Below are 16,030 nucleotides of genomic sequence, written 5' to 3' on the forward strand. Positions count from 1 at the left end.
GCTCGCGAAAGGACAGGAATGGCGGCCTTGGTGCTCTTCGGCGGCGGCGGCGATCTGGCGATCCGGATGCTGTTGCCCTCGCTCTACTTCCTCGAGCACGACGGCCTCCTGCCCGATGGGCTGAAGATCATCGCCGCGGCCCGCAGCGAGGAGAGCCGCGAGGCCTACCTCGCCCGCGTCAAGGACAGCGTGATCAAGCGCGCCGACGGCCACTGGTCCGACGAGAGCTTCGCGCGCGTGGCCGAGCGCATCGACTATGTGGCGGTCGACGCCACCTCGGCCGAGGGACTGAGCGCGCTGAAGGAAAAGCTCGGCGACGACCGGGAGCTGACCTACTTCCTGGCGGTCTCGCCTTCGCTTTACGGGCCGATCGTGCGGGCGCTCAAGGCCGCGGGCCTGACCGGCCCGCAGGCGCGCATCGTGCTGGAGAAGCCGGTCGGACGGGACCTGGAGAGCTTCCGCCAGATCGACGCCGAGGTCGCCCACGCCTTCGACGAGCGCCAAGTGTTCCGGATCGACCACTATCTGGGCAAGGAGACGGTCCAGAACCTGATCGCGCTCCGGTTCGGCAACACCATCTTCGAGCCGCTGTGGAACAACCTCTCGATCGACCACGTGCAGATCACGGTCGGCGAGACGGTGGGCGTCGGCGACCGCTGGCCCTACTACGACGAATACGGCGCGCTTCGCGACATGCTGCAGAACCACATGCTGCAGCTGCTGTGCCTGGTGGCGATGGAGCCGCCGTCGGATCTGGACCCGGACTCGGTCCGCAACGAGAAGGTCAAGGTGCTGCGCTCGCTGCGCCCCATCTCGGCGGCCAACGTCAGGGACGTCACCGTACGCGGCCAGTACGTCGGCGGCCACGGGCCCGACGGGCCGGTCAAGGGTTATGAGGAGGAGCGCGGCGCGCCGTCCGATATCGACACCTACGTCGCGCTCCGGGCCGACATCGACAACTGGCGCTGGGCGGGCGTGCCCTTCTACATGCGCACCGGCAAGCGCCTGCCGGAGAAGCGCACCGAGATCGTGATCCAGTTCAAGCCGGTGCCCCACTCCATCTTCGACCAGCGCGGCGACGTCGTCGCCAACCGCATGGTGATCGAGCTGCAGCCAGAGGAGGACATCTCCCTCACGGTCATGAACAAGCGGCCCGGCCTGGACCAGCGCATGCAGCTGCAGCCGATCCGCATGAGCCTGTCGTGGGGCGTGGACGGCAAGGGCGCCAAGCCGCCGCGGCGACGCATCGCCTATGAGCGGCTGCTGCTGGACGCCATGGCGGGCGACTCGACCCTGTTCGTCCGCGCCGACGAGGCGGAGAAGGCCTGGGAGTGGGTCGACGGCGTGTCCGAAGCCTGGGCCGAGGCCGAGTACCGGCCGCACATCTACCGGCCGGGAACCTGGGGTCCCGACGCCGGAGACCGCCTCTTGGCCCGCGACGGCCGGACCTGGAACACCAACGATGGGTAGTTGGGAAAACTTCCCTTCTCCCCTTGTGGGAGAAGGTGGCATGCAAAGCATGACGGATGAGGGGGCTGTGTCCGCCGCTCATCGGTCGGCTGGGTGCGAGCTGAACCAGCCCCCTCATCCGAGCCGCGCTGCGGCCCACCTTCTCCCACGAGGGGAGAAGGAGACTGTGCGATGATCCAGTCCTTCCCTTCCCCTGACGCCTGGGCAGAGGCCGCGGCCGACCGGCTGGCCGAGGCGCTTCGCGTCGCCATCGCTGAGCGCGGTCAGGCCGTGTTCGCGGGCGCGGGGGGCTCCACGCCGTCGCCCATCTACCGCCGACTGGCGGGAGCCGACCTGGACTGGTCGCGGGTGGTCGTCCTGCCGGTCGATGAGCGGCACGTGCCGGAGAGCTCGCCGGACTCCAACGCCCGGCTGCTGCGCGAGACGCTGATGACCGGGCCGGCGGCGGCCGCGACGCTTCTGCCGCTCCACCACGCCGCGGTGACCGTGGACCGGTCGGCCGCCCTGGCCGCGCGGGCCCTGCAGCAGGTCGGCGGGCGTGTCGACGCGGCGCTGCTGGGCATGGGCGAGGACGGCCACATCCTGTCGATCTTCCCCGGCAGCCCGACCCTGAAGTCGCTTCTGTCGCCCAAGCTGAAACCGACGGTGCTGGGCGTGCCGAAGGGCCGCGACGGCCTGGCGCCCTCGCTGGAACGGATCAGCCTGAACATACCTTACCTGAAGGGCGCCGGGCGTGTGGTCCTGGCGCTGACGGGCGCGAAGAAGCGCGAGGTGTTCGAGCGCGAGCTGACCGGCGACCCGGCCGTGACGCCCATCGCGGCGCTGGTCGCGTCGGTTCCGGCGCTCGACGTGATCTGGACGGAGGCCGGCTGATGGCGGAGATGCACCCCGTGACCGCGCGGGTGACCCAGCGGATCATCGAGCGGAGTCGCAGCACCCGCTCGGACTATCTGCGCCGCATGGACGCCGCCCGTGATCGCGGCGTGGCGCGCGCCAAGCTGTCATGCGCCAACTGGGCCCACGCCTTCGCGGGCCAGACCGTCGCCGACAAGCTGACCATGATGGGCGGGAAGGCGCCGAACGTCGGCATCGTCACGGCCTACAACGACATGCTGTCGGCGCATCAGCCCTTCGAGCGTTTCCCCGAGATCATCCGGCAGGCCGCGCGCGAGGTCGGCGCCACCGCCCAGGTCGCCGGCGGCACGCCCGCCATGTGCGACGGCGTCACCCAGGGTCGGCCGGGCATGGAGCTGTCGCTCTTCAGCCGCGACGTCATCGCAATGTCCACCGGCGTGGCGCTGACCCATGACGCCTTCGACGCTGTCATCTGCCTGGGCGTGTGCGACAAGATCGTGCCGGGCCTGTTCATGGGGTCGCTGGCGTTCGGCCACCTGCCGGTGATCTTCGCCCCGGCCGGGCCGATGCCGTCGGGCATCCCCAATGCCGAGAAGGCGCGGGTCCGCGCCGAGTACGCCCAGGGCAAGGTGGACCGCCAGACGCTGCTGGAGAGCGAGGTCGCCAGCTATCACTCGCCCGGCACCTGCACCTTCTACGGCACGGCCAACTCCAACCAGATGATGATGGAGCTGGCGGGGCTGCACATGCCGTCGACCGCCTTCGTGCACCCGGAGACGGGCCTGCGCGACGCCCTGACGGCGGCGGCGGCGAAGCGGGCGGTGGAGCTGTCGCGCTCGGGCGAGGGCCGGATGGCCGACGTCATCGACGAGAAGTCCGTCGTCAACATGATCGTGGCGCTCCTGGCCACCGGCGGTTCGACCAACCACGCCATCCACCTGGTCGCCATGGCGCGCTCGGCGGGCGTGCTGATCGACTGGACCGACATGGACGAGCTGAGCTCGGTCACGCCGCTCTTGGCGCGGGTCTATCCCAACGGGACCGCCGACGTGAACGCCTTCCAGGCGGCGGGCGGGGTCGCCTTCGTCGCGCGCGAGCTGGCCCAGAACGGCTACATCCACTCCGACGTGAAGACGATCGCGGGCGACGGCATCCACCACTACTTCAAGGAGCCGGTGCTCCAGGACGGCGAGCTGGTCTGGGTCGACGGGGTCGGCGAGACGCTGGATCCGGACATCCTGCGGCCCGCCGCCGAGCCGTTCGACCGCGAGGGCGGCCTGCGGCTGGTCAAGGGCAACCTCGGCCGGGCCGTGATCAAGGTCTCGGCGGTCAAGCCGGAGCATCGCGTGGTCGAGGCGCCGGCGGTGGTCTTCTCGACCCAGGAGGAGTTCCTGGACGCCTTCAAGGCGGGCGAGCTGGAACGCGATTTCGTGGCGGTTCTGCGCTTCCAGGGGCCCAAGGCCAACGGCATGCCCGAGCTGCATAGCCTGTCGCCGGGGCTCAGCGTGCTTCAGGACCGGGGCTTCAAGGTGGCGCTGGTCACGGACGGGCGGATGTCGGGCGCCTCGGGCAAGACTCCGGCGGCCATCCATGTCACGCCCGAGGCGATCGAGGGCGGCCCCCTCGCCTATGTGCGCACCGGCGACATCGTGCGGCTCAACGCCGAGACCGGCGAACTGAGCGTGACGACGTCGGACGGCGACCTGAAAAGCCGCGAGCCGGTTCGGCCGGGCGAGGTTCAGGCCTGGGGCTACGGCCGTGAGCTGTTCAGCGGCTTCCGCGCCCTGGTCAGCACCGCCGAGGAAGGCGCCTCGGTGTGTTTCGCGGCCGACTACGGCTCGGGCGCGCGCAAGGATCACGTCGACGGCGACGTCAACGACCGCATGGTGGACGCATGAAGGATCTTCATCTGCTCGTGGGCGACGTGGGGGGCACCAACGCCCGCTTCGCCATCGCCCGGTGCGTCGACGACCGCATCGTGCTGGAGCACCACGAGAGCTTCCCGGCCGAACGCTATCCCACCTTCAAGGAGGGCGTCGCCGCCTTCATCGACGGGTGCGAGGTCAAGCCGTCGGGCGGCGTGATCGCCGTGGCCGGGCCGATCGAGGACGGCGCGATCGACCTGACCAATTCGCCCTGGCGCACCTCCGAGACCGAGCTCGCGACCCTGGGCCTAGATCCGGTTCGGCTGATCAACGACTTCGAGGCCCTGGCCTGGGGCGCGCCGATCGTGACTCCGGACAAGCTCGCGCATCTGGGCGGGCCGGAGGCGGGCGACCCCCACGCGGCCATCGCGGTGCTGGGGCCGGGCACGGGGTTCGGCGTGTCGGCGCTCGCCCGCGACGTCCACGGCCGCGAGATGGCGCTGCCGTCCGAGGGCGGCCACGCCTGCTTCGCGCCGGGCGATCCGGTGGAGGACGAGATTCTGCGCATCCTCCGTCGGCGCTACAGCCGGGTCTCGATCGAGCGGCTGATCTGCGGCCCGGGCCTTCTGAACATGCACCGCGCGCTCGCCGAGATCGACGGGCGCGAGACCCACATCGACGATCCCGCCGAGATCACCGAGACGGCGATGAAGGATCCCAACAGCCCCTGCGGCGCGACCCTGGCGCGGTTCTGCGCCATCCTCGGCGCCGTGGCCGGCGACATCGCCCTGACCATGGGCGCGCGGGGCGGCGTCTATATCGCCGGCGGCATCGCGCCGCGCATCCTGCCCTTCCTGAAGGCCAGTCCCTTCCGCGAGCGGTTCGAGCGCAAGGGACGGTTCCAGGACTATGTCGGCGACATCCCGACCTGGGTCATCACGGAGAAGCACGCGGCCCTGCTGGGCGCCGCGCGGGTGGCCTTCCAGGAGGCGCGCTGAGCGATCGAGCCACGTTCACGGGGGCGTGAACCGTCGGTGAGCTCGTGCGTTATCGGGTCGCACCTTTGGAAGGAAGGACATCCATGCGCAAACTGATCATCGCCGCCACCTCGATCGCCCTGGCCGGCTCGCTCGCCGCCTGTGGCGAGTCCGCCGCCGACCGCGCCGCCGAGCAGCAGGCCGACGCCCTTGAGGAACAGGCCGCGGCCGCCCCGACCGAGGAGCAGGAAACCGCGCTCAACGCCGAAGCGGACCGCATCGAGCAGGAAGCCGGCAACGCCGACGGCGGCCTGACCACCGAGAACACCCCGGACACCTCGCCGAGCACGCCGGCGAACTGATCCGGGCGGCGGGCGTCATGACCCCGCCGTAGCCTTCGGAAAAAGAAGAACCCCGCAGCCGAGGCTGCGGGGTTTTTTCGTCCGTGAACGCGGCCCCGAAGGTCGGCCGTTCGATCAGGCCATCGCCGCCTTCAGGTTCTCGGCGACCTTGTCGAGGAAGCCCTCGGTGGTCAGCCAGCCCTGATGATCGCCGACCAGTAGCGCCAGATCCTTCGTCATGTGGCCGGCCTCGACGGTCTCGACCACGACGCGCTCCAGCGTCTCGGCGAAGTCGATCAGGGCCTGGTTGCCGTCCAGCTTGCCGCGGTGCTTGAAGCCGCGGGTCCAGGCGTAGATCGAGGCGATCGAGTTGGTCGAGGTCGCCTCGCCCTTCTGATGCTGGCGATAGTGGCGGGTCACGGTGCCGTGGGCGGCCTCGGATTCCAGCACCTTGCCGTCCGGCGTCATCAGCACCGACGTCATCAGGCCCAGCGAGCCGAACCCTTGCGCCACCACGTCGGACTGCACGTCGCCGTCGTAGTTCTTGCACGCCCAGACGAAGCCGCCCGACCACTTGATCGCGGCCGCCACCATGTCGTCGATCAGGCGGTGTTCGTAGGTCAGGCCCCTGGCCTTGAACTCTTCGGCGAACTCGGCGTCGAACACCTCCTGGAAGATGTCCTTGAAGCGGCCGTCATAGGCCTTGAGGATGGTGTTCTTGGTCGACAGATAGACCGGATAGTTCCGGTTGAGGCCGTAGGCGAAGCTGGCGCGGGCGAAGTCGCGGATCGAGTCGTCCAGGTTGTACATGCCCATGGCGACGCCTGCCGACGGGCTCTTGAACACCTCGTGCTCGATCACCTGGCCGTCCTCGCCGACGAACTTGATCGACAGGGTGCCGGCCCCCGGCATCAGGAAGTCGGTGGCCTTGTACTGGTCGCCGAAGGCATGGCGGCCGACGACGATCGGCTGGGTCCAGCCCGGCACCAGGCGCGGCACGTTCGAGCAGATGATCGGCTCGCGGAAGACCACGCCGCCCAGGATGTTGCGGATGGTGCCGTTGGGCGACTTCCACATCTTCTTCAGGCCGAACTCCTTCACCCGCGCCTCGTCCGGGGTGATGGTGGCGCACTTCACGCCGACGCCGTGCCTCTGGATGGCGTGGGCCGCGTCGATCGTCACCTGGTCGTCGGTGGCGTCGCGGTTCTCCATGCCCAGGTCGTAGTAGTCGAGCTCAAGGTCGAGGAACGGGAAGACCAGCTTGTCCTTGATCATCTGCCAGATGATCCGGGTCATCTCGTCGCCGTCGATGTCCACGATGGGGTTGTCGACCTTGATCTTGGCCATGGGCACGTCCTGTCGGTTCGGGTGGGTTCGGTGTCGGCGGGCGGTATAGCGGCGCCTGCGGCCCGGCGCAAAGCGGGCCGCGGCCAAGCCTGTTCACCCTGCCCGCAAATGGCCGCAGGCGTTAAGGCGAACCCACGCGGGACGGTGCGGGTTCACGTCGGCGGAAGGGCGCGAAGCCGCTGAGTTGAAAGAAGAATGACCGACGAGACCGTCGCGCTCGCCGAGCGCTGGATGCTGACCTTCTGCGAGGCCCCGCCCCTGCTTGACGCGGAACTGATGCGCGCCGTGCTCGCTGACCACGAGCAGCAGAGCGAGGAGCGCGCAGCATGACCGAGAAAACCTTCAAGGCCGGCGACAAGGTCAAGTGGGACCACAGCCAGGGCATGACGACGGGCCACGTCGAGAAGAAGCTGACCTCTAGGACCCGGATCAAGGGCCACGTCGCCAAGGCGTCGAAGGATCACCCGGAGTACCTGGTCAAGAGCGACAAGACCGGCGCGCGGGCCGCGCACCGGCCGGAGGAGCTCAGGAAGGCCTGAGGGCGGCCCCGAGCGGAGCCGCCCTGCCGCGCCCTCAGCGGGGGTCGCGCTGTTCGGCGTAGGCGGAGTTGGACTGCACCAGCCGGGCGTACTCCCGCTCGGTCATGCAGCGCGGAGCCTGCCAGGTGACGTCGTCGCGCCGCGCCGACAGCACGTCCTCGGCGGTCATGAAGACGGGAGCCTGACCGTGCTGGCGCTCGAAGGCGGCGCGGGTCTCGGCGTCGGCGGCGCAGATGTAGAGCGCGCGCGGCGGCGTCCTTTGCTCGACCTGCTGTCCCGGCCCCGTGCCCTGGCGCGCCTGCAGCGGATCGCCGGCGAACGCGGGCGTGGCGGCGGAGAGGACGAGAGCGGCCGCGAGGGCCCGAGCGGTGATGTTCATTTCTTTTCGAATGCGCCTCCCAGCGCTCTTTTGGTGGGTCGGAAAAAGTCCGAACCCTGAGCGAATAATGCGCGCTTTCCTCGGCCTGTAAAGTTTTTATGACGGATCGGCGTCAAATTGATCACAGACGCGGCGCGCGGCCGGCCTCAGGCGCTTGATTCCGGGGGACTTCCAAGCTTCAACGCGCCCATGACCGTCCTCTCCAGACGCGCCATCCTGTCGGTCGCCGGGGCGGCCGGCGCCGGGCTTGCGGCCTGTTCGCCGCTCGCGGCCCTGAACGCGCTGGGGCCCCGCGACCGGGGAGCGCGCCGGGTGGCCCGCGGGATCGCCTATGGTCCCGACGCCCGCCAGGCGCTCGATGTGTTCGCCCCGACGTCACCCGGGTCCTGGCCGGTCGTGGTCTTCTTCTACGGCGGCGGCTGGGATTCAGGCTCCAGGGACCTGTACGCCTGGGCGGCGCAAGCGATCGCGGCCCGGGGATTCGTCGTCGCCCTGCCCGACTACCGGCTCGTGCCCGACGTGCATTTCCCGGCCTTCATCGAGGACGCCGCCGCCGCCACGGCCAAGGCCGCCGAGGCGGCGGCGGACTTCGGCGGCGACCCGGCCCGCCTAGGCGTGGCGGGTCACTCCGCCGGGGCGCACCTGGCCATGATGATCACCCTGGACCGGCGCTACATGGCCGCGGTCGGACGCCCGGACCTGATCCGGGCGGCGGCGGGTCTGGCGGGACCCTATGAGTTCCTTCCGCTGAGCGTGCCGGCCGCGATCAACGCCTTCGGCCGCGCCCCTGATCCGCTGCAGACCCAGCCCGTCGCCTTCGCCCGGGGCGACGCCCCGCCGATCTGGATCGGACACGGAGCGCCGGACACCACCGTCCACGTCGAGGACGCCCATCTTCTGGACCAGGCGATGAAGGCGGCGGGCGGACGGTCGGAGCTGAAGATCTATCCCGACCTGTCGCACACCGACATCGTCGCCGCCCCGTCGCCGCTGTTCCGGAGCAAGGCCCCGGTCTTGGCGGACATGACCGATTTCCTGCGCCGCACCCTCGCCTGACGTCTCGCCAAAAGGCTCGGCTTGCCGGTAAGGGAGGCCATGTCAGAGACCCTCTCCCCCCAGGCGGCGCTCGACCGCCTCAACGACCGCTACGCCGCCGCCGTCGCGGCGCTTCGCCAGGCGGTTCGCGACTTCATAAACGACGGAACCCGACCCGACCCTCAAGCCCGCCTGGAGGGCCTGTTCAGCTATCCGCTGCTGCGGGTCGAGTGGTGGGGCGACACGCCGCCGCCGCCGCAGGGACGCTCCTATGCGCGGCTGTCCAAGCCCGGCGTCTATGAGACCACGATCACGCGGCCGGACCTGTACCGCGACTATCTGATCGAGCAGCTGGAGCTGCTGGTTCAGGATTACGGTGCGCGGATCAGCGTGCATGCGTCGGATCAGGAGATACCGTTCCCCTATGTGATGGACGGGGCCGAGGTGGCGCTGGACGCCAGCCAGACGGCCGACATCGCGCGCCACTTCCCGACGACGGACCTCGCCCACATCGGCGACGAGATCGCCGACGGCTTCGTCGACCCGCTCGCCGACGCCTTTCCCCTGTCGCACTTCGACGGCCTCAGGACCGACTTCTCGCTGGCCCGGCTGAGGCACTACACCGGCACGCCGGTCGAGGACGTGCAGTCCTTCATCCTGTTCACCAACTACCACCGCTACGTCGACGAGTTCGTCCGCTGGGCGACGGCCCAGCTGCAAGATCCGCACAGCCCCTATCAGACGCTGAGCTGCGCCGGCGGCGCGGTCATCACCCGCGACACGCCCGATCCCGAGCAGGCGGTGATGGACGCCGCCTGGCGCAAGCATCAGATGCCGGCTTATCACCTGACCGCGCCGGGCTGGCGCGGCGTCAGCCTGGTCAACATCGGGGTGGGGCCGTCGAACGCCAAGACGATCTGCGACCACCTGGCGGTCACCCGCCCGCACGCCTGGCTGATGATCGGCCACTGCGGCGGCCTCAGGCCCACCCAGCGGATCGGCGACTATGTGCTGGCCCACGCCTATCTGCGCGACGATCACGTGCTGGACGACGTCCTGCCGCCGGAAATTCCGATCCCGCCGATCGCCGAAGTGCAGCAGGCCCTGCAGCGCGCCGCCGAGATCACCACCGGCGAGGACCGCGACACGCTCAAACGGCGTCTGCGCACGGGAACGGTGGTGACGACCGACGACCGGAACTGGGAGCTGCGCTACACCCACTCCGCGCTGCGCTTCAACCAGAGCCGGGCGGTCGCCATCGACATGGAGAGCGCCACCATCGCCGCTCAGGGCTATCGCTTCAGGGTGCCCTACGGGACGCTGCTGTGCGTCTCGGACAAGCCGCTGCACGGCGAGATCAAGCTGCCGGGACAGGCGAACCGGTTCTACGAGGGGGCGATTTCCGAGCATCTGCAGATCGGCATCGCCGCGGTCGACGTGCTGCGCGACGAGGGTCAGCGCCTGCACAGCCGCAAGCTGCGCGCCTTCGACGAGCCGCCATTCCGATAAAGTGCTTTACATCACAAAGCACATTGCGTATGTCTCACCTCAGCAAGGGAGAGACATCCATGACGCGTGATCAGCTTCAGTCCGTCCACGACGACATCGCCTACATGCGGGCGATGGCCCAGGAGGGCCGCCGGGCGCCCCTGCTGGGCGGTTCGATCCTTATCGCCGCCGGGGCCATCTTCGGCTCGGCCTCGGTCGTGCACTTCGCCGTCGAGAGCGGGGCCCTCGACCTGCCCCCGGTGGCCTACGCCTGGCTTTGGGGCGCGGCGTTCCTGATGTTCATCGTGGCGCTGAACGTGCTGCAGCATCGGATCGGCAAGCTGCCGGGCGCCGCCAGCCTGGCCAATCGGGCGGCGGGCGCCGCCTGGATGGGCGTCGGGCTGGTGATCTTCACAGCGTCGATATCCATGGCCGTTCTGGCCTGGAAGTCCGGAGCCGAGACGACGTTCATGCTGTTTCCCTCACTGATCTTCGCCGTCTATGGCGCGGGCTGGGCGGTTTCGGCGACGGTTTCCGGCGTGAGGTGGCAGTGGTGGCTGGCGGTCGCCGCCTGGATCGCGGCCCCCGGCATCGCCTTCCTGGCCGGTGAGCCCACCCTGTGGCTGGCCTATGCGGCGGGTCTGTTCGCCTTCGCCATGCTGCCCGGCTTCCAGCTGGTGCGGCAGCGGACGAGCCTGGTGGTGTGATGGCGGACGATTTCGACATCGGGCGGCTGGACGAGGTGATCCACGGCCGCGTCCGGCTTGGGATCATGGCCTTCCTCTCGACCGCCGAGACGGCCGACTTCGCCACCCTGAAGGCCAAGCTGGAGCTGACCGACGGCAATCTGTCGGTCCATCTGAGGAAGCTCGAGGACGCCGGCTTCGTCGAGGTCCAGAAGAGCTTTCAGGACCGAAGGCCCGTCACCCGGGCGAAGATGACCGAGGCGGGACGGGAGGCCTTCATCGCCTATCTCGACGCCATGGCGGCGCTGGTGAAAGGCTGAGGCGATCCGGCGGCTGTGCAGGCGGGCGCGCGGCTCTATAGAGGGGCCATGCGCCTGATCCCGTTCGAAGCCGTCGACAACTTCCGCGACTACGGCGACTACGCCACCGCGGCCGGGCGGCGCGTGCGCCCCGGCCGCCTCTATCGGTCGGCCCACCACGCGCGCGCCACCGACGCGGACCTGGAGCGGCTGAAGGCGATGGATCCGGGCGTGGTGGTGGACCTGCGACGCCCCAGCGAACGCCTACAGCAGCCGTCACGGCGCCATGCCGGCTTCTCGGCCCTGGTGATCGAGAGCGACGAGGACGACGGCGGCGAGGCCCCGCACATCACCTTCCTGAAGACCCAGGACCTGACGCCGGACTCCGGACGCAGGTTCATGACGGCGACCTATCGCGAGCTGCCCTTCGTCCCGGCGCACGTCGACATGTTCCGCCGCTATTTTCAGGCGGTGGCCGACAGCGAGCGGCCTGTCGTCATCCATTGCGCGGCCGGCAAGGACCGCACCGGCATGCTGGCGGCGGTCACGCACCATGTGCTCGGCGTCGGCCACGACGACCTGGTCGAGGACTATCTGCTGACCAACACCGCCGTCGATCTGGAGGCCCGCGCCCCCAGGATCGCCGAACAGCTGAAGGCCTTCACCGGCCGCGAGGCGTCGCACGACGCGGTCGTGGCCTTCCTGGGCGTCGAGGCCGCCTATCTGGACGCCGCCTTCGACGAAATGCGGGCGCGCTGCGGCGGGCTGGACGGCTATGTGAATCGGGTGCTCGGACTGGATGGGGCGACGCGGGACCGGATCGCGGAGCGGCTGACGGCGTGATCGGCCCGGTCGATTTCGTCGGCCTGGAGCATCTCGCCGTCGCAGAGGCGTCGTGGCGCGAGCCGCTGGAGGTGCTGAACGGGCTGGCGGACCGTGACGGCGTCGTCGGTCTGATCTCGGACGGGGGGCCGGAGGGACGCTGGTCCTTCGTCATGGCGGGACCGGACCGGGTGACGGCGGCCGGTCCCGGCGAGGCGTCGGGCTTCGACCCGCTGACCGATCTGCGCTTGAGGGCGGTCGCGGCGGGCGCGCCGGCGCCCTTCGCCGGCGGCTGGATCGGAGTCGCGAGCTATGACCTCGGCGCCCGACGCCTGATCGGGCGCGCCGCCGGCGACTGGCCAGACCTGATCCTCATGCGGTTCCCGGCGGTCGTCGCCTTCGACCACGTCGCACGCCGGGTGGTTCGGATCGGACGCGCTTCCGACCTCGCGGGGGCGGAGGCGCGGCTGGCGGACAGCGAGGCCTGGCTGAGCGCGGCGCGCCCGACCCAGGCGCCGTCTCCGCCCGCCGCGAGCTGGCGCGACGCCGCTTCGCCCGAGGCCTATCGCGCCGCCGTCGCCGACGTCGTGCGCCGCATCGGCGAGGGGGAGTTGTTCCAGGCCAACATCGGGCGCGCCTTCGAGGGAGAGCTGGCCCCGCGCCGCGACCCGTTCGACGTCTTCCTGAGGTCAGCCCTCAGCGGCCCCGCCCCCTATTCGGCGTGGCTGAGGCTCGGCGATCGCGCCCTGGTTTCGAACTCGCCGGAGCGCTTCCTGCGGATCGACGAGGCGGGCCGGCTGGAGGCGCTGCCGATCAAGGGCACGGCCCCGCGCGGGCGCACGCCCGACGAGGACGCCGCCGGCGCCGCGCGCCTGCTGGCCAGCGCCAAGGATCGCGCCGAGAACCTGATGATCGTCGATCTGATGCGCAACGACCTGGCGCGGGTTTCGCAAGCCGGCGGGGTGGCGGTGGAGGAGCTGTTCGCGCTCCGCAGCTATGAGCGGGTCCACCACCTGGTCTCCCGGGTGACGGCGCGGCCACGCCCGGGCCTCAGCGTCGCCGACGCGCTGGAGGCGACCTTTCCGCCCGGATCGATCACCGGGGCGCCGAAGCACCAGGCGATGCGGGTCATCGCCGGACACGAACCGCCGCGCGGGCCGTGGTGCGGCTCGATGTTCCATGTGGGGGCGGACGGAGGCTTCGACGCGTCCGTCCTGATCCGGACGCTGGCCTTCGGCCGGAGTGCGAGCGCCTGGACCTGGCGCGGGGCGGCAGGGGCCGGGATCACCGCCGACAGCGACCCGGAAGCCGAGCTGCGCGAGACGGATCTGAAGATGGCCGCCTTGCGCGCCGCCCTGATCGGTTAGCAGCAGGTGATACGGTTCGTCAGACGCGGCCTCAGATAGTACCGGCTGCGGAAGGTGACCTCCCCGGGCAGCAGCTCGGCGGCGGTCGAGGTGTAGGCGTACTGGACCTCGGCGACGATGATGGTCTCGCCGTTCTCCAGCACGTCGTCCGGGATCGGAATGGCGGCGGTCGAGCCGAACGAGCCGGACCCCCGGGTGCGGCTCCACTGGACCGCCGTCGTGCCATTGGCGCGGCGTTCGATGCTGGTCAGGCGCTGCGACAGGGTCGTGGCCGTGAACGGGTCCATGATGTGCTCGCCGGCGGCGAAGATGTCGTCGACCATGTCCTGGTTGAGCGCCGTCTCCTGCGACGTCAGATCGGCGATGACCGAGGCGACGTGGCCGGCGCGCTTCTGGGCCATATAGGCCTCGGTGAACTCCGCGATGCCGAAGTACATCAGGATCATCAGCGGCGCGATCAGCGCGAACTCCACCGCCGCGACGCCGTCGCGCGCCTGCGGAAGCCCTCCGAGACGCCGGATCGCCCGCATCAGAACGGCTCGTTCTTGAAGGCGGTGGTGACCGACACGATGGCGTTTCCGTCGCCGAAGCGCGACACCGCCTGCTGCATCAGCGGCGTCACCATGCGGTGCCGGTACCAGGCGCGCACCAGGATCAGGTCGCCGGCCTGCCCGATCTGATACTCCTGGGGAAAGCCCTGGGCCGTCGGCTCGGGCGGGGTCTGGTTGCGGAACTGCGGCAGCACCCGGACGTCGATGAACAGATTGCCCGCGCAGCCGCCCCTGAAGATCGTCATCCGGTCACAGATGGCCTGTCGGAACTGCTCCTGGCTCATCCCGCCCTGGGCCTGGCCGGTGCGGATCAGCCGGTTGGTGTCGATCATGGCGTTCTCGAGCGAGGCGTCGAGCACCAGGAGCCCGCCGATCTCGAGAATGGCGAACATCAGCAGAAGGAAGGGGATGGCGACGAAGGCGAACTCGATCGCCGCCACGCCCTCACGGGTCCGCCGGTTCGGCCTTCGCATGAGGCGGGGGCGAGCCATGTCGGATCAGGGGGTCGTCGCCGAGGGGGCGGCCGCGGGCGTCGCGCGGATGCTGGGCGAGCACGAGGCCCCGCACGCCATCTCGGTCACCTGGGCCCCTCTCCAGACGCGTACGGCGCCCTGCGTGGGGGCCACCACCGACACCTGCCCCTGGAACAGGGTCCGGCCGATGGCGTCCACCGCCACCACCTCGGTCAGGCCGTAGCCCTTGCCGGTGATGTAGAGCGTGGAGGCGTCGACGACGGTCACGTCGGCGATGTCGGGGTTGGCGACGATGACCGAGGCCGCCTGTCCCCTCAGCTGCACGCGGGCGGCGTGGTCGATCTCCACCGACACGGGCCGCGACTGGGCGGCCGCGACGGCCGGAACCGCGAGGCTCAGGAGTGAAGCGGCGATCAGGACGCGGCGCATGCGCAAACCTTCCGATAAGTCCGCGCGTGAGCCCGCGCGATGGGCGCACAATGGGAATCCAATCGTCAATAAATGCTAAAATCGGTGAGGCGTTCATATTGCGGGTGCGGACTCGGCCTTTCTCGAGTTTTCATAGTAAACGCCACATAAACCAAAGAAAAACGCCGCCCGCGATTTTCGATTTACTTGGATTTAAGGAAGCTGGGCGCATTGTCCGATCGTGAGTTGGGGTCGAGCGGGCAAACCGAGGACCCTGTTGGTGGAACCTCAGTTGCTCGCTGAACAAAAGGGATCGAAAGTCATGCAAAAGTTCATTTCGCGCTTCGCCAAGAACGAGTCCGGCGCCACGGCCATCGAATACGGCCTCATCGCCGCCCTGATCGCCGTCGTCGTGATCGGCATCCTGACCACCGTCGGTCAGAACCTGCTGGCCCGCCTGACGGAAGTGGCCAACGGCCTGGCCTAAGCCAGACCGAAGCGTCTGAAACCGGAGAAGGCCGGGGCGGCGACGCCCCGGCCTTTTCTATTGGCCGAAACCTGGCCTTAAGAGGCGGCGGTGCATGGCCGGAGCATGGAAGCTCTCGCAGGCCCGCTCGCCCTGATCCTGCCCGTCGTCGCGGTCGCCGCGGCGGTTCACGACGTGGCGACCTACAAGATCCCGAACTGGATGTCGGCGGTCCTGCTGGCCGCCTTCATTCCGGCCGCCCTGGCGGCCGGGATGGAGCCCCGCGCGATCGCGATCGGGGCGCTGCTGGGTCTTCTCGCCCTGTTCGCGGGCATGGGACTGTTCGCGGCCAACCTGCTGGGCGGCGGAGACGCCAAGATCCTGGCGGCCATGACTCCGTTCATGGGCGTGGCCGCCCTGCCGCAGTTCATGCTGTTCACCGCCCTCACCGGAGGTCTGGTGGCGCTGATCTTCCTCCTGGCCCGGAAGGGCCCGTCGTGGCTGCGGGCCCGGGGACCGGGCTGGCGGCGGCGGCTGATGACGCCCGGAGAGCCCCTGCCCTACGGCGTGGCGATCTGCGTCGGCGCGCTCGCGGCCTATCCGGCCGGCGACATCGGCCGGGTCGCGTTCGGCGGCTGAATCCGGCTTAGGCCGACGTTAAC

Annotated in this window: 20 protein-coding genes; 15 read left to right on the top strand and 5 right to left on the bottom strand. The window is 69.6% G+C overall.

Annotated elements, in window-relative coordinates; translation table 11 throughout:
* Positions 1 to 18 precede the first annotated feature (18 nt).
* The 5 genes from zwf (at position 19) to ACFFGE_RS11190 (ending at position 5,529) form a co-directional block, all read left to right on the top strand.
* Complete coding sequence (gene zwf, locus ACFFGE_RS11170) at positions 19 to 1,470, top strand: glucose-6-phosphate dehydrogenase (protein WP_376836477.1); 1,452 nt, start codon at positions 19 to 21, stop codon at positions 1,468 to 1,470.
* A 171-nt stretch (positions 1,471 to 1,641) separates the two neighbouring features.
* Entirely contained in the window at positions 1,642 to 2,343 is a 702-nt protein-coding gene (pgl, locus tag ACFFGE_RS11175; protein WP_376836478.1) for a 6-phosphogluconolactonase, read from the top strand.
* Positions 2,343 to 4,223: a phosphogluconate dehydratase gene (edd, locus tag ACFFGE_RS11180; RefSeq protein ID WP_376836480.1), complete on the top strand. Its 1,881-nt coding sequence runs from the start codon at positions 2,343 to 2,345 to the stop codon at positions 4,221 to 4,223. Before pgl ends, edd begins: the two co-directional genes overlap by 1 nt.
* A complete protein-coding gene (gene glk / locus ACFFGE_RS11185) occupies positions 4,220 to 5,188 on the top strand; it encodes a glucokinase (protein ID WP_376836481.1) in 969 nt (322 codons plus the stop codon). Before edd ends, glk begins: the two co-directional genes overlap by 4 nt.
* 83 nt (positions 5,189 to 5,271) lie before the next feature.
* Complete coding sequence (locus tag ACFFGE_RS11190; RefSeq protein ID WP_376836482.1) at positions 5,272 to 5,529, top strand: hypothetical protein; 258 nt, start codon at positions 5,272 to 5,274, stop codon at positions 5,527 to 5,529.
* Between the two features lie 114 nt (positions 5,530 to 5,643).
* Here ACFFGE_RS11190 and ACFFGE_RS11195 read toward each other — a convergent pair whose 3' ends face one another.
* The gene (locus ACFFGE_RS11195; protein ID WP_376836483.1) at positions 5,644 to 6,855 is read right to left on the bottom strand and encodes an NADP-dependent isocitrate dehydrogenase; all 1,212 of its coding nucleotides are present in this window, start codon (positions 6,853 to 6,855) and stop codon (positions 5,644 to 5,646) included.
* Between the two features lie 195 nt (positions 6,856 to 7,050).
* Here ACFFGE_RS11195 and ACFFGE_RS11200 point away from each other — a divergent pair, with 195 nt between their 5' ends.
* Both ACFFGE_RS11200 and ACFFGE_RS11205 read left to right on the top strand, forming a co-directional pair.
* Positions 7,051 to 7,185, top strand: coding sequence for a hypothetical protein (locus ACFFGE_RS11200; RefSeq protein ID WP_376836484.1), 135 nt, complete (start codon positions 7,051 to 7,053; stop codon positions 7,183 to 7,185).
* Entirely contained in the window at positions 7,182 to 7,394 is a 213-nt protein-coding gene (locus ACFFGE_RS11205) for a hypervirulence associated TUDOR domain-containing protein (protein WP_376836485.1), read from the top strand. Before ACFFGE_RS11200 ends, ACFFGE_RS11205 begins: the two co-directional genes overlap by 4 nt.
* 34 nt (positions 7,395 to 7,428) lie before the next feature.
* On the opposite strand, the gene ACFFGE_RS11210 is transcribed toward ACFFGE_RS11205, so the two are convergent.
* Positions 7,429 to 7,773 (bottom strand): hypothetical protein, encoded by a 345-nt coding sequence (locus tag ACFFGE_RS11210; protein ID WP_376836486.1) that lies wholly within the window; start codon positions 7,771 to 7,773, stop codon positions 7,429 to 7,431.
* Between the two features lie 189 nt (positions 7,774 to 7,962).
* Here ACFFGE_RS11210 and ACFFGE_RS11215 point away from each other — a divergent pair, with 189 nt between their 5' ends.
* Genes ACFFGE_RS11215 through ACFFGE_RS11240 form a run of 6 tightly spaced genes read left to right on the top strand, consistent with a single transcriptional unit; the run spans position 7,963 to position 13,470 of the window.
* Positions 7,963 to 8,829, top strand: coding sequence for an alpha/beta hydrolase (locus tag ACFFGE_RS11215; RefSeq protein WP_376836487.1), 867 nt, complete (start codon positions 7,963 to 7,965; stop codon positions 8,827 to 8,829).
* Positions 8,830 to 8,868: 39 nt separating this feature from the next.
* On the top strand, positions 8,869 to 10,317 hold the full coding sequence (locus tag ACFFGE_RS11220; protein WP_376836488.1) for an AMP nucleosidase: 1,449 nt from the start codon (positions 8,869 to 8,871) through the stop codon (positions 10,315 to 10,317).
* Between the two features lie 59 nt (positions 10,318 to 10,376).
* The gene (locus ACFFGE_RS11225; protein ID WP_376836489.1) at positions 10,377 to 11,003 is read left to right on the top strand and encodes a hypothetical protein; all 627 of its coding nucleotides are present in this window, start codon (positions 10,377 to 10,379) and stop codon (positions 11,001 to 11,003) included.
* Entirely contained in the window at positions 11,003 to 11,302 is a 300-nt protein-coding gene (locus ACFFGE_RS11230) for a winged helix-turn-helix domain-containing protein (RefSeq protein ID WP_376836490.1), read from the top strand. The genes ACFFGE_RS11225 and ACFFGE_RS11230 overlap by 1 nt, the downstream gene beginning before the upstream one ends.
* A gap of 48 nt (positions 11,303 to 11,350) precedes the next feature.
* Entirely contained in the window at positions 11,351 to 12,124 is a 774-nt protein-coding gene (locus ACFFGE_RS11235; protein ID WP_376836491.1) for a tyrosine-protein phosphatase, read from the top strand.
* The gene (locus tag ACFFGE_RS11240) at positions 12,121 to 13,470 is read left to right on the top strand and encodes an anthranilate synthase component I family protein (RefSeq protein ID WP_376836492.1); all 1,350 of its coding nucleotides are present in this window, start codon (positions 12,121 to 12,123) and stop codon (positions 13,468 to 13,470) included. Before ACFFGE_RS11235 ends, ACFFGE_RS11240 begins: the two co-directional genes overlap by 4 nt.
* Here ACFFGE_RS11240 and ACFFGE_RS11245 read toward each other — a convergent pair.
* The 3 genes from ACFFGE_RS11245 to ACFFGE_RS11255 are packed head-to-tail and all read right to left on the bottom strand — an operon-like array spanning position 13,467 to position 14,923.
* On the bottom strand, positions 13,467 to 14,000 hold the full coding sequence (locus ACFFGE_RS11245) for a TadE/TadG family type IV pilus assembly protein (protein ID WP_376836493.1): 534 nt from the start codon (positions 13,998 to 14,000) through the stop codon (positions 13,467 to 13,469). The two genes, ACFFGE_RS11240 and ACFFGE_RS11245, sit on opposite strands and share 4 nt — an antisense overlap.
* Positions 14,000 to 14,512 (bottom strand): TadE/TadG family type IV pilus assembly protein, encoded by a 513-nt coding sequence (locus tag ACFFGE_RS11250; protein WP_376836494.1) that lies wholly within the window; start codon positions 14,510 to 14,512, stop codon positions 14,000 to 14,002. The genes ACFFGE_RS11245 and ACFFGE_RS11250 overlap by 1 nt, the downstream gene beginning before the upstream one ends.
* Before the next feature lie 6 nt (positions 14,513 to 14,518).
* Positions 14,519 to 14,923 (bottom strand): pilus assembly protein N-terminal domain-containing protein, encoded by a 405-nt coding sequence (locus tag ACFFGE_RS11255; protein ID WP_376836495.1) that lies wholly within the window; start codon positions 14,921 to 14,923, stop codon positions 14,519 to 14,521.
* 301 nt (positions 14,924 to 15,224) lie between these two features.
* On the opposite strand from ACFFGE_RS11255, the gene ACFFGE_RS11260 reads away from it, so the two are divergent.
* Together ACFFGE_RS11260 and ACFFGE_RS11265 are read left to right on the top strand one after the other, a co-directional pair.
* A complete protein-coding gene (locus ACFFGE_RS11260; protein ID WP_376836496.1) occupies positions 15,225 to 15,389 on the top strand; it encodes a Flp family type IVb pilin in 165 nt (54 codons plus the stop codon).
* A 105-nt stretch (positions 15,390 to 15,494) separates the two neighbouring features.
* A complete protein-coding gene (locus tag ACFFGE_RS11265; protein ID WP_376836497.1) occupies positions 15,495 to 16,007 on the top strand; it encodes an A24 family peptidase in 513 nt (170 codons plus the stop codon).
* The last annotated feature ends 23 nt before the right edge of the window (positions 16,008 to 16,030 follow it).

The sequence above is a fragment of the Brevundimonas balnearis genome (assembly GCF_042434805.1).
In the GTDB taxonomy this organism is placed as follows: domain Bacteria; phylum Pseudomonadota; class Alphaproteobacteria; order Caulobacterales; family Caulobacteraceae; genus Brevundimonas; species Brevundimonas balnearis.

Excerpts from the sequence above, each read along its gene's own strand:
- ACFFGE_RS11265 (WP_376836497.1), top strand. The coding sequence starts at position 15,495 with ATGGAAGCTCTCGCAGGCCCGCTCGCCCTGATCCTGCCCGTCGTCGCG.
- ACFFGE_RS11215 (WP_376836487.1), top strand. The coding sequence starts at position 7,963 with ATGACCGTCCTCTCCAGACGCGCCATCCTGTCGGTCGCCGGGGCGGCC.
- ACFFGE_RS11190 (WP_376836482.1), top strand. The coding sequence starts at position 5,272 with ATGCGCAAACTGATCATCGCCGCCACCTCGATCGCCCTGGCCGGCTCG.
- glk (WP_376836481.1), top strand. The coding sequence starts at position 4,220 with ATGAAGGATCTTCATCTGCTCGTGGGCGACGTGGGGGGCACCAACGCC.
- ACFFGE_RS11195 (WP_376836483.1), bottom strand. The coding sequence starts at position 6,855 with ATGGCCAAGATCAAGGTCGACAACCCCATCGTGGACATCGACGGCGAC.
- zwf (WP_376836477.1), top strand. The coding sequence starts at position 19 with ATGGCGGCCTTGGTGCTCTTCGGCGGCGGCGGCGATCTGGCGATCCGG.
- ACFFGE_RS11230 (WP_376836490.1), top strand. The coding sequence starts at position 11,003 with ATGGCGGACGATTTCGACATCGGGCGGCTGGACGAGGTGATCCACGGC.
- ACFFGE_RS11245 (WP_376836493.1), bottom strand. The coding sequence starts at position 14,000 with ATGCGGGCGATCCGGCGTCTCGGAGGGCTTCCGCAGGCGCGCGACGGC.
- ACFFGE_RS11255 (WP_376836495.1), bottom strand. The coding sequence starts at position 14,923 with ATGCGCCGCGTCCTGATCGCCGCTTCACTCCTGAGCCTCGCGGTTCCG.
- pgl (WP_376836478.1), top strand. The coding sequence starts at position 1,642 with ATGATCCAGTCCTTCCCTTCCCCTGACGCCTGGGCAGAGGCCGCGGCC.
- ACFFGE_RS11205 (WP_376836485.1), top strand. The coding sequence starts at position 7,182 with ATGACCGAGAAAACCTTCAAGGCCGGCGACAAGGTCAAGTGGGACCAC.
- ACFFGE_RS11225 (WP_376836489.1), top strand. The coding sequence starts at position 10,377 with ATGACGCGTGATCAGCTTCAGTCCGTCCACGACGACATCGCCTACATG.
- ACFFGE_RS11220 (WP_376836488.1), top strand. The coding sequence starts at position 8,869 with ATGTCAGAGACCCTCTCCCCCCAGGCGGCGCTCGACCGCCTCAACGAC.
- ACFFGE_RS11200 (WP_376836484.1), top strand. The coding sequence starts at position 7,051 with ATGACCGACGAGACCGTCGCGCTCGCCGAGCGCTGGATGCTGACCTTC.
- ACFFGE_RS11235 (WP_376836491.1), top strand. The coding sequence starts at position 11,351 with ATGCGCCTGATCCCGTTCGAAGCCGTCGACAACTTCCGCGACTACGGC.
- edd (WP_376836480.1), top strand. The coding sequence starts at position 2,343 with ATGGCGGAGATGCACCCCGTGACCGCGCGGGTGACCCAGCGGATCATC.
- ACFFGE_RS11260 (WP_376836496.1), top strand. The coding sequence starts at position 15,225 with ATGCAAAAGTTCATTTCGCGCTTCGCCAAGAACGAGTCCGGCGCCACG.
- ACFFGE_RS11210 (WP_376836486.1), bottom strand. The coding sequence starts at position 7,773 with ATGAACATCACCGCTCGGGCCCTCGCGGCCGCTCTCGTCCTCTCCGCC.
- ACFFGE_RS11250 (WP_376836494.1), bottom strand. The coding sequence starts at position 14,512 with ATGGCTCGCCCCCGCCTCATGCGAAGGCCGAACCGGCGGACCCGTGAG.